The sequence below is a fragment of the Halodesulfurarchaeum sp. HSR-GB genome (assembly GCF_031432215.1).
Lineage (GTDB): Archaea > Halobacteriota > Halobacteria > Halobacteriales > Halobacteriaceae > Halodesulfurarchaeum.
In genome coordinates this window covers 1,204,689-1,219,274 of the sequence record NZ_JAVKGN010000001.1, presented here as the reverse complement: position 1 = coordinate 1,219,274, position 14,586 = coordinate 1,204,689, and the positions used below count along the sequence as shown (strand labels likewise).

At 65.1% G+C, this 14,586-nt stretch carries 12 protein-coding genes; 8 read left to right on the top strand and 4 right to left on the bottom strand.

All coding sequences use genetic code 11. The features are described 5' to 3' along the window. Positions 1–78: 78 nt before the first annotated feature. Positions 79–1,557, bottom strand: a complete 1,479-nt coding sequence (gene gatB / locus RH831_RS06400; protein WP_310553396.1) for an Asp-tRNA(Asn)/Glu-tRNA(Gln) amidotransferase subunit GatB — start codon at positions 1,555–1,557, stop codon at positions 79–81. A gap of 108 nt (positions 1,558–1,665) precedes the next feature. Here gatB and RH831_RS06395 point away from each other — a divergent pair, with 108 nt between their 5' ends. The 3 genes from RH831_RS06395 to RH831_RS06385 are packed head-to-tail and all read left to right on the top strand — an operon-like array spanning position 1,666 to position 6,414. After that, positions 1,666–1,902, top strand: coding sequence for a hypothetical protein (locus tag RH831_RS06395; RefSeq protein WP_310553395.1), 237 nt, complete (start codon positions 1,666–1,668; stop codon positions 1,900–1,902). 8 nt (positions 1,903–1,910) lie between these two features. Next, complete coding sequence (gene smc, locus RH831_RS06390) at positions 1,911–5,486, top strand: chromosome segregation protein SMC (RefSeq protein ID WP_310553394.1); 3,576 nt, start codon at positions 1,911–1,913, stop codon at positions 5,484–5,486. Further along, positions 5,479–6,414, top strand: coding sequence for a ScpA family protein (locus RH831_RS06385; protein ID WP_310553393.1), 936 nt, complete (start codon positions 5,479–5,481; stop codon positions 6,412–6,414). The genes smc and RH831_RS06385 overlap by 8 nt, the downstream gene beginning before the upstream one ends. On the opposite strand, the gene mtnP is transcribed toward RH831_RS06385, so the two are convergent. From mtnP to RH831_RS06370, 3 genes are all read right to left on the bottom strand, one after another. Continuing rightward, positions 6,411–7,271, bottom strand: coding sequence for an S-methyl-5'-thioadenosine phosphorylase (mtnP, locus tag RH831_RS06380; protein ID WP_396275460.1), 861 nt, complete (start codon positions 7,269–7,271; stop codon positions 6,411–6,413). The genes RH831_RS06385 and mtnP overlap by 4 nt on opposite strands. Before the next feature lie 41 nt (positions 7,272–7,312). Next, positions 7,313–8,014: a phosphoribosyltransferase gene (locus RH831_RS06375; RefSeq protein WP_071933248.1), complete on the bottom strand. Its 702-nt coding sequence runs from the start codon at positions 8,012–8,014 to the stop codon at positions 7,313–7,315. A 63-nt stretch (positions 8,015–8,077) separates the two neighbouring features. Then, complete coding sequence (locus RH831_RS06370) at positions 8,078–8,506, bottom strand: hypothetical protein (protein ID WP_310553391.1); 429 nt, start codon at positions 8,504–8,506, stop codon at positions 8,078–8,080. 124 nt (positions 8,507–8,630) lie between these two features. Between RH831_RS06370 and ppsA the strand changes: the two genes are divergently transcribed. Genes ppsA through RH831_RS06345 form a run of 5 tightly spaced genes read left to right on the top strand, consistent with a single transcriptional unit; the run spans position 8,631 to position 14,551 of the window. Further along, positions 8,631–10,886, top strand: a complete 2,256-nt coding sequence (ppsA, locus tag RH831_RS06365; protein WP_310553390.1) for a pyruvate, water dikinase — start codon at positions 8,631–8,633, stop codon at positions 10,884–10,886. A 37-nt stretch (positions 10,887–10,923) separates the two neighbouring features. Beyond that, entirely contained in the window at positions 10,924–12,168 is a 1,245-nt protein-coding gene (locus RH831_RS06360; protein WP_310553389.1) for a M48 family metallopeptidase, read from the top strand. Further along, positions 12,168–13,238, top strand: a complete 1,071-nt coding sequence (gene mfnA, locus RH831_RS06355) for a tyrosine decarboxylase MfnA (RefSeq protein WP_310553388.1) — start codon at positions 12,168–12,170, stop codon at positions 13,236–13,238. Before RH831_RS06360 ends, mfnA begins: the two co-directional genes overlap by 1 nt. Before the next feature lie 39 nt (positions 13,239–13,277). Beyond that, on the top strand, positions 13,278–13,832 hold the full coding sequence (locus RH831_RS06350) for a VTT domain-containing protein (protein WP_310553387.1): 555 nt from the start codon (positions 13,278–13,280) through the stop codon (positions 13,830–13,832). A 44-nt stretch (positions 13,833–13,876) separates the two neighbouring features. Further along, positions 13,877–14,551 carry a LiaF transmembrane domain-containing protein gene (locus tag RH831_RS06345; protein WP_310553386.1) on the top strand — a complete coding sequence of 225 codons (675 nt, stop codon included), beginning with the start codon at positions 13,877–13,879 and terminating at the stop codon, positions 14,549–14,551. Positions 14,552–14,586: the final 35 nt, after the last annotated feature.

Here is a 14,586-nt window from a genome sequence, read left to right as displayed (position 1 = left end):
CCACCTATTACTGGGCCGCGAGTCGGTAATTCGCTCTCGCGTGTCTCGAAACGGCCGCAAAACCGCTTAACTCCGAGTTTACTCCAGTTGCTCCTGGAGGAGCTGGTTGACCTCGCCCGGGTCGGCGCTGCCGCCGGTCTGCTGCATGACCTGCCCGACGAGGAAGTTGATGGCCCCGCCCTCGCCCGCGTGATAGTCTTCGACGGCGTCGGGGTTCTCCTCGATGGCCGTCTTCACGGCCTGGGCCACTTCGTCGCCGGTCGTCTTGCCCAGTCCCGCCGCCTCGACGATTTCATCCGGACGCTCGCCGTCATCAAGCATCCGGCGAAGGACGACCTCGCGGGCGTTCTTCTCGGTGATCTCCTCCGCGGCGACCATCTCGACCAGCCGGGTGAACTCCTCGAAGCGGTCGGCGATGTCGGTGATCGCCATGTCCCGGTAGTTGAGTTCGCCCAGCAGATCGTCCGCAACCCAGGTCGCCGCCAGATCGGGGGCAAAGCGATCCGCGATGTCCTCGAAGAAGTCCGCGACCTGCTTCGTCGAGGTGAGTTTCGCCGCCGCCTCCTCGCCCAGGTCGTACTCGGCCTGGAACCGTTCGCGACGGGCCTCGGGAAGTTCCGGGATCGGGATCTTCTCCTTCCAGTCTTTGACCTCCAGCGGCGGGATGTCCGCTTCCCGGAAGTATCGGTACTCCTTCTCCGCTTCCTTCTCGCGCATCGAGACCGTGATGCCCCGTGACTCGTCCCAGTGGCGGGTCTCCTGGGTGACCTCCCGACCGCGCTCGATGGCGTTGCGCTGACGGGTGACCTCGTAGGCCAGGGCGGTCTCGGCCCCCTTGTGACTGGAGATGTTCTTCACCTCGGTCCGGTTGGCCGATTCCAGCACCGACGCTGCGATCCCGCCGTCCGAGTCGATCTCGCTTGCCTCGACCAGCGAGATGTTGGCGTCGACCCGCAGACTCCCGTCGCGCTGGCCGTCGTAAATTCCCAGATACTCAAGGACCTCTTCGAGTTTGCTCAGGAACGCCCGGACCTCGCCGGGGCTCCGGAAGTCCGGTTCGGTGACGATCTCCATCAGCGGGATTCCCGCGCGGTTGTAGTCGACGAGGGTGTAATCGGCGGTGTCGATGTGGCCGCCGGCGTGTTGCAGACTCCCCGGGTCCTCCTCGAGGTGGGCCCGCTCGATGCCGATCTCGCGGCGCTCGCCCTCGTGGGAAATCTCCAACTGCCCCCCGGCACAGATCGGCGCGTCGTACTGGGTGATCTGAAAGCCCTTGGGGAGGTCGGGATAGAAGTAGTTCTTCCGGTGAAAGCGGGTCCGCTCGGGGATGTCGGCCTCGATCGCCTTGCCCAGTTTGACCGCCGCCTCCACGGCTGCCTCGTTGAGAACCGGCAACGCGCCGGGGAGGCCGAGACAGACCGGACAGGTGTGCGTGTTGGGTTCGGGATCGGGGTCCGTCGAACAGCCACAGAAGATCTTCGTCGCCGTCTCTAGCTGGACGTGGACCTCGAGGCCGATGACGGGAGCGAGAGTGTCCCGCGCTGAGGCCTGTGTCATTGTGCTTCGATTCCCTACCGAGGGCTTTTAACCTGACGAAGGGTGGGGCCGGTCGTCTGACGGGCGTCTGCCGCACGCTTTAAGAGGATCACGGCGGTTCGTCCAGGCATGACCGACGGCGACGCCGATTCTGCCCGCGTCGAAGAACTCGCTGCGACCGTCGACGGACTGACGACGGAGCTACTCGACCTCCAGGAACGCGTCCGACTCCTCGAAGCCGAGTTGACCGAGGAGACGGATTCCGAGAAGAGCGTCGAGGAACTGTTCGCGGCAGAAGAGACGAGCGATGAGGACGGGGAGGAACGGGACGTCGAGACAATCGGCGATGACATAATCGTCGGCTAACCCTCTCGATGTACATCGACCAGATCGTCCTGGAGAATTTCAAGAGCTTCGGACGAACCACCAGGATCCCCTTCTACGAGGATTTCACCACGATCAGCGGCCCGAACGGCTCGGGCAAGTCGAACATCATCGACGCGATCCTGTTCGCGCTGGGCCTGGCTCGCACCCGTGGCATGCGCGCCCAGAAGCTCACCGACCTGATCTACAATCCCGCCCACGAGGAGGACCGGGACTACGACGGCGCTCGGGAGGCCAGCGTCGAAGTCACCCTCGACAACGAGGACCGCACGATCTCGCCCTCCCAGATCGCCACGGCGATCGGCACCGAGGACATCGAGGAAGTCGATCAGATCCGAGTCAAACGGCGGATCAAGCAGACCGAGGACAACTACTACTCCTATTACTACCTGAACGGGCGCTCGGTGAACCTTTCCGATATCCAGGACCTGCTGGCCGCGGCCGGGGTCACCCCAGAGGGCTACAACGTCGTGATGCAGGGGGACGTGACCGGCATCATCCAGATGACCCCCCACGAGCGCCGGGAGATCATCGACGAGATCGCTGGCGTCGCGGAGTTCGACCGGAAGAAGGCAGACGCCCACGAGGAACTCGAACAGGTCCAGGAGCACATCCACGAGGCGGAGTTACGAATCGAGGAGAAAGAAACACGCCTCGAACAGCTCGAAGACGAGCGGGAGACGGCCCTGGAGTACCAGGGCCTGCGCGAGGAGAAAGCCGAATACGAGGCCTACCGGGACGTCGCCGAACTCGAAGAGCGCCGGCAGGAACTCGCGGCCACCGAGGCCGATATCGAGGATCGCGAGGCGGAACTCGAATCCATGGAGGCCAAACTCGCTGAACGCGAGGAGCGGGTCACGCGACTCACCGAGGACCTCGAAGACCTGGAGGCCGAGATCGAACGGACCGGCGAGGAGGAACAGCTCGAACTCAAACGCGAGATGGAGGAGCTCAAGGCCGAGATCGGCGGCCTGGAGGACCGCATCGACGGGGCCGAAGAGCGGATCGAGGAAGCCACCGAGACTCGGCGACAGGCCTTCGTCAAGATCGACCGCAAGCAGGAGGAGATCGAGGACCTGGAAGGCGAGATCCGCGAGCTGAAAGTCGAGAAGGCCTCGCTGGTCGGCGAGAAGCAGGACCTCCAGGAGGAGATCGAGTCGGTCGAGGCTGAAATCGAGGCCGTGGACACGGCCTACGACGATCTCCGGGCGGATCTCGAAGCGGCGAAGGAATCCCTCGAAGCGGCCAAATCCGAGCGCAACGACCTCCAGCGGAAGAAGGACCGCTATCTCGACGAGGCCCGGCGGCGGTCGACCGAACTCGAATCCGCCCGGGAGGATAAGAAAGCCGCCCAGACCCGTATCGAGGAGCTCGATGAGCGACTCGCCGATCTGGACCGCGAACTGGAGAAAGCCCGGACGAACAAGACCCAGATCGAGGAGGTCATCGAAGACATCGAAAACCGACGGGAAGAGCGGCGTTCGGATCTGGAGGCCGTCGAATCGAAACTCGATGCCGCTCAGGAGGAGTACGCGTCACTCGAAGCACGGGCCGACGAAAGCGGTGACAGCTCCTTCGGCCGGGCCGTCACGACCATTCGCAACGCCAACATCGAGGGCGTCCACGGCCCCATCGCCGAACTCGGAAGCGTGGAAGAAGCGTACGCGACCGCCTGTGAGACGGCGGCCGGTGGCCGGATGGCCCACGTCGTCGTGGCTGACGACGGCGTCGGCGAGCGCTGTATCGAACACCTGAAGTCCCGGAACGCCGGTCGGGCAACCTTCCTCCCGATCACGGAGATGGAGCACCGCTCGCTCCCCAGCCTGCCCCAGGACCCCGGCGTGATCGACTTCGCGTACAACCTGGTCGATTTCGATCGGACCTACGCGCCGGTCTTCTCCTACGTGCTGGGGGATACGCTCGTGGTCGAGGACATGGCGACCGCCCGGGAGTTCATGGGCGAGTTCCGGCTGGTGACCCTCGACGGCGACCTCGTGGAGAAAAGCGGTGCGATGACCGGTGGCAGCCGCTCCGGGTCCCGCTACTCCTTTACGGCGACGGGCCAGGGCAAACTCGAACGGGTTGCCGAACGGATCGAGTCCCTCGAGGACGAACGGGCCTCCATCGAGGCCGACATCACCGACCTGGACGAACAGCTCGACCGGGCGCGCGAGAAACGCGCCGACGCAGTCGAGAGCGTGCGGGAGATCGAGTCCGAAATCGAGCGGGCCGAGCGGGACCGCGAGGAGGCCGAGACCGACATCGAGGAGCTCGAAACCCGGATCGCGGAACTGGAGGGAGAACGCGAGTCCGTTCAGGCCGAAATGGCCGAACTCGACGCCGAAATCGAGGCCGCCGAGGAAGAGATCAGCACCACCGAAGCGGAGATCGAGGATCTGGAAGCCGAACTGGCCGAGTCGAAGATCCCGGAACTCACAGACGAAAAGGAGTCCCTGCAGGCCGAGGTCGCGGACCTGGAGGATCGCATCGAGGACATCGACAGCGAGCTCAACAGCCTGAACCTGGAGAAGGAGTACGCCGAGTCGGCCATCGAGGACCTCCACGAGACCGTCGAGTCCGCCCAGAACACGAAAGCCGAACAGGAAGAGCGGATCGAAGACCTGGAGGCGACCATCGAACAGCGACGCGAGGACATCGAGGAGAAGGAGGCGGAGATCGCAGAACTCGAGTCGGAACTGGCGGATCTCAAGGCCGAGCGCGAGGACCTCCGCGAGGAACTCGCGGCGGCCCGGGACGAGCGCGACGAGACGAAAAACGAGGCCGAGAGTCTGCGGAACCGGATCGAGAGCCTCGAACGGTCGGCCCAGCGGCTCGAAGCCGAGGTCGCCAAACTCGAGGCAAACGTCGAGGAGACCGATCCCGAGTCGGTCCCCGACCTCGAAACCGTCGAGCAAAACGTCAGGCGACTCGAACGCCAGATGGCCCGCCTGGAGCCGGTCAACATGAAGGCCATCGAGGAGTACGACACCGTGGAATCGGCGCTGGACCAGTTAACCGAAAAACACGACGAACTCGACGAGGAGCGGGCGGCAATCGAAGAGCGCATCGACCGCTACGACCGGCTGAAACGCGAGAACTTCATGGCGGCCTACGAGGCGATCAACGACCAGTTCCAGGAGATCTTCGAGCGCCTCTCGAATGGGACCGGCGAACTCTCACTCGAAGATCCCGAGCAGCCCTTCGAGGGCGGCATGACGATGCGCGCCCAGCCGGGTGACAAGCCGGTCCAGCGCCTGGACGCCATGTCGGGCGGCGAGAAATCACTCACCGCGCTGGCCTTCATCTTCGCGGTCCAGCGGTACAACCCGGCCCCGTTCTACGCGCTTGACGAGATCGACGCCTTCCTCGACGCCGCGAACGCCGAGCGGGTCGGTGAGATGGTCGACGAACTGGCCAGCGAGGCCCAGTTCGTGGTCGTCTCTCACCGCTCGGCCATGCTCGAACGCTCCGAGCGGGCCATCGGGGTGACCATGCAGGAGAACAACGTCTCGGCGGTCACGGGCATCGACCTGGCCGGCCGGGAGGAGGCGGTCGCCGATGACTGAAGCCGCGGCCTTCGGCCCGGAAGAGCCGGATGAGGAGGGGCCGGAACCCGTCGAGGTGCTGGTCGGGCTCGCGGAACGGGGGGAGATCGACCCCTGGGACATCGACATCATCCAGGTGACCGACGCCTTCCTGGCGGCCATCGACGAGGCCGAAATCCGGACCTCTGGGCGGGCGCTCTTCTATGCCAGTGTCCTCCTCCGGATGAAAAGCGACGAACTGTTCGTCGAGGACGAGGACCCGGAGCCGGACGAACCCGAACGGGTCGACCCGTTCGCAGGTGACACGCCTCTCGACGGGCCCGAGACGGGGGTCGGCGATCCGATCGACCAGCTAGAGGCCGAAATGGACCGCCGGCTGGAACGCCAGTCCGCCCGTGGGACCCCCGAAACCCTCGACGAACTCGTCCACGAACTCCGGGAGGCCGAACGGGGCTCCTGGTGGAAGTCGGGCCGGTCGTATGACACCGAGAACTCCCCCAAGGGGTTCCAGCGCGGCGTTCAGACCCTGGATTACCGCTCGGGAGACGACACACGCAGCGAGGGCGAACCCGAGGAAGCGGATGTCACCGGCACCGCCCACGACGAGGACATCGACGAGCTCATCGAGGCCGTCGAGGCCGAACTCCACGAGCGATACGACCGGGGCCGAGCCGAGGTCCTGTTCGCCGAAATCGCGGACGCTGGTGGCTCGCGAGTCGACACGTTCCTCGCGCTGCTCTTTCTGGCCCACCGGGGAGCAGTCTTCCTAGATCAGGACGAACTCTTCGGCGATCTCTGGATCGAGGATCGGCGGAGTGAGGAGCCCCCAACCGCCGAAACGGACGTGTCTGCGGACGGCGAAAAAACCACAACAGAGCGCGAAGACGCAGTCGGAGACGGAGAGGCCGAGGAAATCGGCCCCACGGAGCGCGTCGAGGCCGAAGACTAGAGGTAGTCCTCGACGAGTGGGGCTACCGACTCCAGCGTCGATTGGGGGATGTGCTCGGGGTCCGTGTTGATCGTTCCCTCCAGCGCCGACCCACACTCACAGGAGCGGGTTTCGGAGAGGGATTCGATGGCCGCCCCGACCACGTCCTGAATCGCGGCCTCGTTGTGCGAGGCGTTCTCCAGCACCTCCTCCAGGGAGACCTGGCTGTCTGTCTTCCAGACGTCCCAGTCGGTCACGCCGGCGACGGTGGCATAGCAGAGTTCGGCCTCGCGGGCGAGTTTGGCCTCCGGGATGGCGGTCATGCCGATGATGTCGAATCCCTGTTCACGGTAGAACTCGCTCTCGGCCCGGGTGGAGAACTGTGGCCCCTCGATCGTGACGTACGTGCATCCGCCCTTGACGGACGCGTCGGTCTCCGTGACGGCGGCGTTCTGGAGTTCCTTCGAGAGTTCGGGACAGAACGGGTCGGCAAAGCCCTGGTGGACCACCATCCCGTCTCCGAAAAAGGAGTACTCCCGATGGCGGGTGCGGTCGAAGAGTTGATCCGGCACGACAAGCGTGCGGGGCTCGATCTCCTTGCGAAGGCTCCCGACCGCGTTGCTCGCGATGACCCGCTCGACGCCGAGGCGCTTGAACGCGTAGATGTTCGCCCGATAGGGCAGGTCTGTCGGCGAATACTGGTGGTGCCGGCCGTGTCGGGGGATGAACGCGACCTCGGTCTCAGTCCCCTCGTAGGTCCCGATCGTGACTGGGGCACTCGGTTCGCCAAAGGGCGTCTCGATCTCGCGCTCGCGGACGTCCGTGAGCGGAAGGGCTTCGTAGATACCGCTTCCACCGATGAATCCGATCATACCGATAGCTTCGTCCCTCGGGCCCTTAACGTTGGGTTCCCAGACGGTCAGTTCGCGTCGGTGAGCGCCCAGGCGTTCTCGCCCTCCTGGGTGATGACCCCGCGATGGGCCATCTCCGTCAGGACCTCCGCCAGGCGGTCCGGCTGGGCGATCTCCATCTCGATACGATCGATCCCGTGATAGGTTTCGAGAAGAGTACGGATCTGCTCGGGGCGGTAGGGACCGTCACCGCCTTTCTCCATGACCCCGGCGACGAGATCGACCATGTCCTCGATGAAGTTCCAGGGATAAACGATCCAGGTCCAGTCCGAGAGGCGTTCGCCGATGAAGTCCGGTTCGAACTCGCTTGTCTGCAGGAGCTGGAGTGTGGCCGTGCGGACCTCCCCGGAGTTCCGGTCGGTCACGTACTCGTAGGCGTGCTCGATCGACCCGCCGGTGTCCGCGATGTCGTCGACGATCAGCACGTCCTTGCCCTCGACTGAGCCTTCGGGCATCGGGTAGCGGATCTCCGGCTCCTCGGATTTCGCCGCCGTACCGACGTAGTGTTCGACCTTCAGGCTGGTCAGGTCATCCAGCCCCAGGAAATCACAGAGGACACGCCCGGCGAACCAGCCCCCGCGGGCCAGCGCGACGATGACGTCCGGTTCGAAGTCCGCCGCGCGGACCTGCTTGGCGACGTCCCTGGTGAGACCGTAGATGTAATCCCAGTTCGTGATGGTACAGTCAAATTCGTCCGGGAGCTCACCCATTAGCTTCGGTCACCATTGGCCACCGAGGGGAGCGAGGACTTTAATCCACTCGTCTCGGCCCGATCAATCCGCAGTGTTGAACTCGAACTCCTCGGCTTCCTTGAGGTCCCGCACCTCCCGATTGACCGACTGGAGGTCCTGTTGCATGTCAGCCAGGCGGTCGTCGAGCACCGCGACGATGTCACTTTTGACGTGTTCGGTGTCGTAGGTATCCCCGAGTTCCTCGCTCACGGCCCCGGAAAGCGTGTGATACAGGGCCCAGGCCTTGCCCGCGCGCCAGACGACGACCCCGAGGACGACCGGCACGATACCGAAGAAAGACGTGCTCGTGACGTGGGGATAGGGGACCCCGTAGATCGTCTCCGGCCCGAGCATGAGTCCGCTATACGCCAGGTAGCCACCGAGTCCGACCAGCAGGAGGCCCAACAGGCCCAGCCCAGTGGTGTAGAGGAAGTACCGACCAGCCCATCGAAGGGATCGAGTTCGCTCCATGCCGGTGACGGGTGTGGGGTCCGGCTTAAATCCACCGTCACGAGGTCCGGGTCAGTACCCAAGTTTACCGGAACCGGCCCTCCGCAACCTTCATGGGCTCGCTCCGGGTTCGTTTACCTGCCACATGGCTGTACGCTGGCTGGAAGACATACGAGCCGACGACATCGGGAGCGTCGGCGGGAAAGGGGCCTCGCTCGGGGAGATGACCGACGCCGGGCTCCCCGTCCCGCCCGGGTTCGTCGTCACCGCGGACACGTATCGATCGTTCATCGAAGACACCGGCATCGACGAGGAGCTGTTCGCGGCCGTCGACGTCGACACGGAGGACTCCGGGGCGCTTTCGGCGGCCGCCTCGCGGGCCGAGGAACTGATTCTGGAGACCGAGATGCCCGAACACATCCGCGAGGAGATCATGGCCGCGTACGCCGACCTGGAGGGCGAACAGCCGTTCGTCGCGGTGCGCTCCTCGGGGACCGCCGAGGACCTGCCCGAAGCGAGTTTCGCCGGCCAGCAGGAGACCTACCTCAACATTCAGGGCGAAGAACTGCTCGATCGGGTCCAGCGGGCCTGGGCCTCGCTTTTTACGCAGCGAGCGATCTACTATCGCGAGGAACAGGGGTTCGCCCACGACGCGGTCGACATCGCCGTGGTCGTCCAGCAGATGGTCGACGCCGAGAAAAGCGGCGTCCTCTTCACCAGCCACCCGTCGACTGGCGCGCCCCAGACCATCATCGAGGCCGCCTGGGGGCTCGGAGAGGCCGTCGTCTCGGGATCGGTGTCACCTGACAACTACCACGTCGACCGGGAGAGCCGTGAGATCGAGTCGGTCACCGTCGCCGAGAAGAAAATCGAGATGGTCCGGGACGAGGAGACCGGCGAGACCGTCACCCGGTCGATCGAGGACGATCGCCGTGATTCCCAGGTCCTGACCGAGGCCGAGATACAGGAGCTAGTCGAGATGGGCGAGCGGGTCGAGGACCACTACGAGACCCCACAGGACGTCGAGTGGGCCATCATGGACGGGACTGTCTATATGCTCCAGTCCCGCCCGATCACCACGATCGACGACACCAGTTCGAACGACACCGAGGTCGAAGGAGCCGGCGGCGAGGATATCCTCTCGGGGCTGGGAGCCAGTCCGGGAATCACCAGCGGCGCCGTTCGCATCATTCGCAAACTGGACGAACTCGACAAGGTAAGCGAGGGCGACATCATCGTCACGCCGATGACCACTCCCGATATGGTGCCCGCGATGAAGCGGGCCTCGGGCATCATCACCGAAGAGGGCGGCATGACCAGCCACGCCGCCATCGTCTCCCGCGAACTCGGCGTGCCGGCCGTGGTCGGCACCGGCGGCGCGACCGAAATTCTGAGCGACGGCCAGATCATCACGATCGACGGCGAGCGCGGTGCAGTCCGCGAGGGCCGTGACACCCCCAAAGAGTCGGAACGGGAGCCCATCGAGGAGGCCCGCCCGAAAGCGCCGGTCAAACCGATGACCGCCACGGAGGTGAAGGTCAACATCTCGATCCCGGAGGCCGCCGAGCGGGCGGCCGCAACCGGGGCGGACGGGGTGGGACTCCTCCGGATGGAGCACATGGTCATGGGGACGAACAAGACCCCCAAGCGGTACATCGACGATCACGGAGCCAAGGCCTACCGGGACGAGATCGTCGACGGGATCCGCACCGTTGCCGAGGAGTTCTACCCGCGACCGGTCCGGGTGCGCACCCTCGATGCGCCCACCGACGAGTTCAGACAGCTCGAAGGCGGCAACGACGAGCCGAGCGAACACAACCCGATGCTCGGGTACCGGGGCCTCAGGCGCAGTCTGAACGAGCCCGAGATCTTCGAACACGAGCTTGCGGCCATCAAGCACCTCTACGAACTGGGGTATGACAACGTCGAGATCATGTTCCCGCTCGTGAACGACGCGGAGGACGTGCGGCGGGCCCGGGAACTGCTCGAATCGGCGGGCATCGACACGACGAAACGCGAGTGGGGCGTGATGATCGAGACGCCAGCCAGCGTCATGACGATCGAGGAGATGGCCGCGGAGGGCATCGACTTTGCCTCCTTCGGCACGAACGACCTCACGCAGTACACCCTGGCGGTCGACCGGAACAACGAGCGGGTCTCGGACCGCTTCGACGAACTCCACCCCGGCGTGCTCAAACTCATCGGTCGCACGATCGAGATCTGCCGGGAGCACGACGTGGACACGAGTATCTGCGGCCAGGCCGGCTCGAAGCCCGAGATGGTCGAGTTCCTCGTCGAGGAGGGGATCTCCTCGATTTCGGCGAACATCGACGCCGTGCGGGACGTCCAGCACGAGGTCAAACGGACCGAACAGCGCCTGCTGCTCGACTCTGTTCGCTAAACGTCAGACGTTTTTACCTGCTGCCGTATCGAAGCGTATGCTCGCGTATCACGCCGTCTTTCTACTGCTCGTGGGAGGCTCGACGGGAGTCTTTGCCGGGCTCGCCGCACTGAACGTTCGGCACGCGGATCGGACGATCCGGGAGCACTCCGCGTGGCTGACAGAGACACTGGCCGTCGATGACCCCGCCCGTTTGCGCCAGTACCATCGCCTCTCGACGAGCGCCGGCACGCTAAAGAACGTGCTCGTCCTCGCGGTCGTCCTGTTAGTGCTCTACACCGGCCTGTTCGGAGACGCAGTCGCCGCGATCGACGGAGCGATCGGGCACGACCTCCTCGCCGGGGTCGGGATTTTCGTCGTGGCGACAGTCACAATGCAACTGCTTTCCCTTCCCTTCGAAGCCTTCGACACCTTCGGGATCGAGGCGGCCTACGGATTCAACGAACAGTCCCCACGGTTGTTCGTCCGCGACGCGATCGTTGAGACCGCCGTCTCGGTGGCCTTCGTTTCCATCCTGGGGGCCGGAATTCTCCTCGTGCTCCAGCAGTTCCCCACCTGGTGGTGGCTCGCCGCGACGGGCGTCGTGGCGCTGTTCGTGCTCGGCTCCCAGATCGTCGTCCCGCGGGTGATCATGCCGCTTTTCTACGACTTCGAGCCGATCGAGGAGGGGGACCTCCGGACGGCCGTCGAAGCGGTCTTCGATCGGGCCGGATTCACCTGCGAGGACGTCTACGCGATGAACGCCAGTTCCAGATCCGGCCACTCCAATGCCTTCTTCACGGGGTTCGGCCGGACCAAGCGGGTCGTCCTCTTCGATACCCTGATCGAGCAACTCGAGGCGCGGGAACTGCAGAGCGTGCTGGCCCACGAACTCGCCCACTGGAAGAAGGGGCACGTCTGGCAGCGAATGGCCGTCTCGATCCTCGAAGCGGCCGTGCTGCTCGCGCTCGCCCAGGTGCTCATGGGCCAGTCCTGGCTGTACGCCATGTTCGGCGTGCCCGAGATCCCGGCGGCCGGGCTCCTGCTCGCGGGGCTCTGGCTGGAGCCGGTGCTGCAGTTCACCCAGCCACTCTCGAATCGCCTCTGGCTCAGAAGCGAGCGGGCCGCCGACGAATTCGCCGTCGAAGTGATGGGATCGGGCGACCCCCTGGCGGACGCGTTGGCACAGATGACCGGTGAGAACCTCTCGAATCCCTTCCCGCACCCGCTCTACGAGGCGTTTCACTACCAGCATCCGCCGGTCCCCGAGCGAATTCGCACCCTCCGGGAGGACGGGCATTGATGACACCGAATCGCTCGCACTTGGAGCCACAGTCCTTCGACCGAGTGCTCTCCTCGATGTGCACGGAGCCGGCGCCGGCAGCCAGACGGGCCGCGATGGAGTTTCTGGGCTCGAATCCTGGCGACCCGGCGACCTTCCAGGCCGTCGCCGCACGCGAGCGGGAGACGGTTTCGATGCTGGGTGAACTGGCCGGCCTGGCGGACCCCCACGGCTATGTCACGGCCGGCGGTTCCGAGGCGAACATCCAGGCGGTTCGGGCCGCGCGAAACCGAGCCACGGTGGCCGAACCGAACGTCGTCGCGCCCACCAGCGCCCACTTCTCGCTTCGGAAGGCCGCCTCGCTGCTGGATGTCGAACTCCGACTCGTGGAGACGGGGCCGGATCATCGCGCGGACCCCGCAGCGATGGCCGACGCCGCGGACGAGCGGACCGCCCTCGTGTTCGGCGTCGCCGGCTCGACGGAGTACGGCCGGGTCGATCCCATCCCGGCCCTGGTGGATCTTGCCGACTCCGTCGACGCGATGGTCCACGTCGACGCCGCCTTCGGCGGGTTTCTCCTTCCGTTTACCGATCGGGAGTGGCACTTCGGCCACGCCGAAATCGATACGATGACGATCGACCCTCACAAAGCCGGGCGGGCGGCGATTCCGGCTGGTGGGTTCCTGGTGCGTGACCGATCGGTGCTCGACGCGCTGTCCGTCGAGACGCCCTACCTGGAGTCCGAATCCCAGGTCTCACTGGGCGGTACCCGGAGTGGGGCGGGCGTCGCGAGCGCCCACGCCGCACTCGAAACGCTCTGGCCCGACGGCTACCGTGCTGCCTTCGAGCGGACGATGAAACTGGCCAGGTGGCTCGCGACGGCACTCGATTCGCGGGGATTCACGGTGGCCGAGCCGGAACTCCCGCTCGTGGCCTGGGAGGCGAGTCAGTCGCTCTTCGAGCGCCTTCGGGAAGCGGGCTGGCGGATCGCCCGGACCCAGCAGGGGGCGATACGGATCGTCGTCATGCCCCACGTGGACCGGAACATGCTAGAAGCGTTCCTGGCTGCTGTGGACCGGCACCGTCCGTGATCGGCACGGTTTTGAGACCGGAGCCCACAGGGAGAGCCAATGCTCGAAGCCATCCTGGACCTCGGGCTCGAAACGGCCGTCCGGGCCGCCTCGGGCTGGTCCGGGCTTGGCGTGATCTTCGTCTACTCGGCGCTCATCGCCTTCGTGCTTCCGTTTCCAAGCGAGATCGTTCTCTGCCCGGTTGGCTATCTCTGTCCGACCAATAGCCTCGCGCTCGCGCCGTTCCCCTACGAAGTCCAGATCGGGCTCGTGATCGTCGTGAGCGGGCTCGGAAAGGCCCTCGGGAGTGTTATCGCGTTGATGGTCGGCCACAGCGCCAGCCACTCCGGGATCGTGACAGGGGCGATCGAACGGCTGGGATTCGACCCGGTGGCGTGGTCACAGAAGCGAATGGTCGAACTCGGCAAGCGGTGGGGGCCCCTGGGGATGGCGATCGGGCTCAGCGTTCCGTTCTTCCCCGATACGGCCTCGATCTATGCCTTCTCGGTCCTCGGAACCGGTTACCGGCGCTTCGCGGCCGCGGCCTTCGCCGGGAGCGTGGGCCGACTCGTGGTGACGATCGGGCTCATCGAAGGAGCCCTCTTCGTCGTGTAGTTGAGCCACAAATTATTATATACTGACAAGACCTACCGGTGGATATGGACTTTCGACGAACCGGTCGAACGACGACTGCCTTTCTCGTCTTGCTCCTGGGGGCCCTCCTGCTCGCCGGCACGACCGGGGCCTTCGCGACTGAATCACTCTGGAACTGGGTCCCTGCGGTTTTCGTCCTCCTCGGAGTCTGGGCGCTGGTCCGGTCCCGGGGCCGAAACCTCACCGGGCCAGTAATGGTCATCGCCGTCGCCGGAACCGTTCAACTTCGAAACCTGGGAGTCGTCTCGGACGCCCAGATCGAGGCGTGGTGGCCGCTTTTCGTGGTCCTGTTCGGGCTCCTGTTACTCGTGGGCCGCAGTCGCCGACGGAGTCGTGTCGAGGGAACGAGCGGAGAACTGGATGCGATCGCCGTCTTCGGCGGGGCCGACAAGCGGGTGACCGCCACGGACTTCACCGGCGGCGACGTCATCTCGATCTTCGGTGGCTCGGAGATCGATCTCCGGGACGCCGAGGTCTCCCACCCACCGGCCGTGATCGAGACGGTCACCCTCTTCGGTGGCACGGAGTTTCGGGTCCCGCCGGAGTGGAACGTGACCGTCGACGTGCTCGCCATCTTCGGGGGCACGGAGGACTCACGGCGGCGGGAGACGGTCAACGAGACCCCGGACCTCGTGGTGACCGGTGTGACACTCTTCGGCGGCGTCGAAATTCTGGACTGAGGACGCCCGCCAATCACGGGACTTTAATCGGTTGG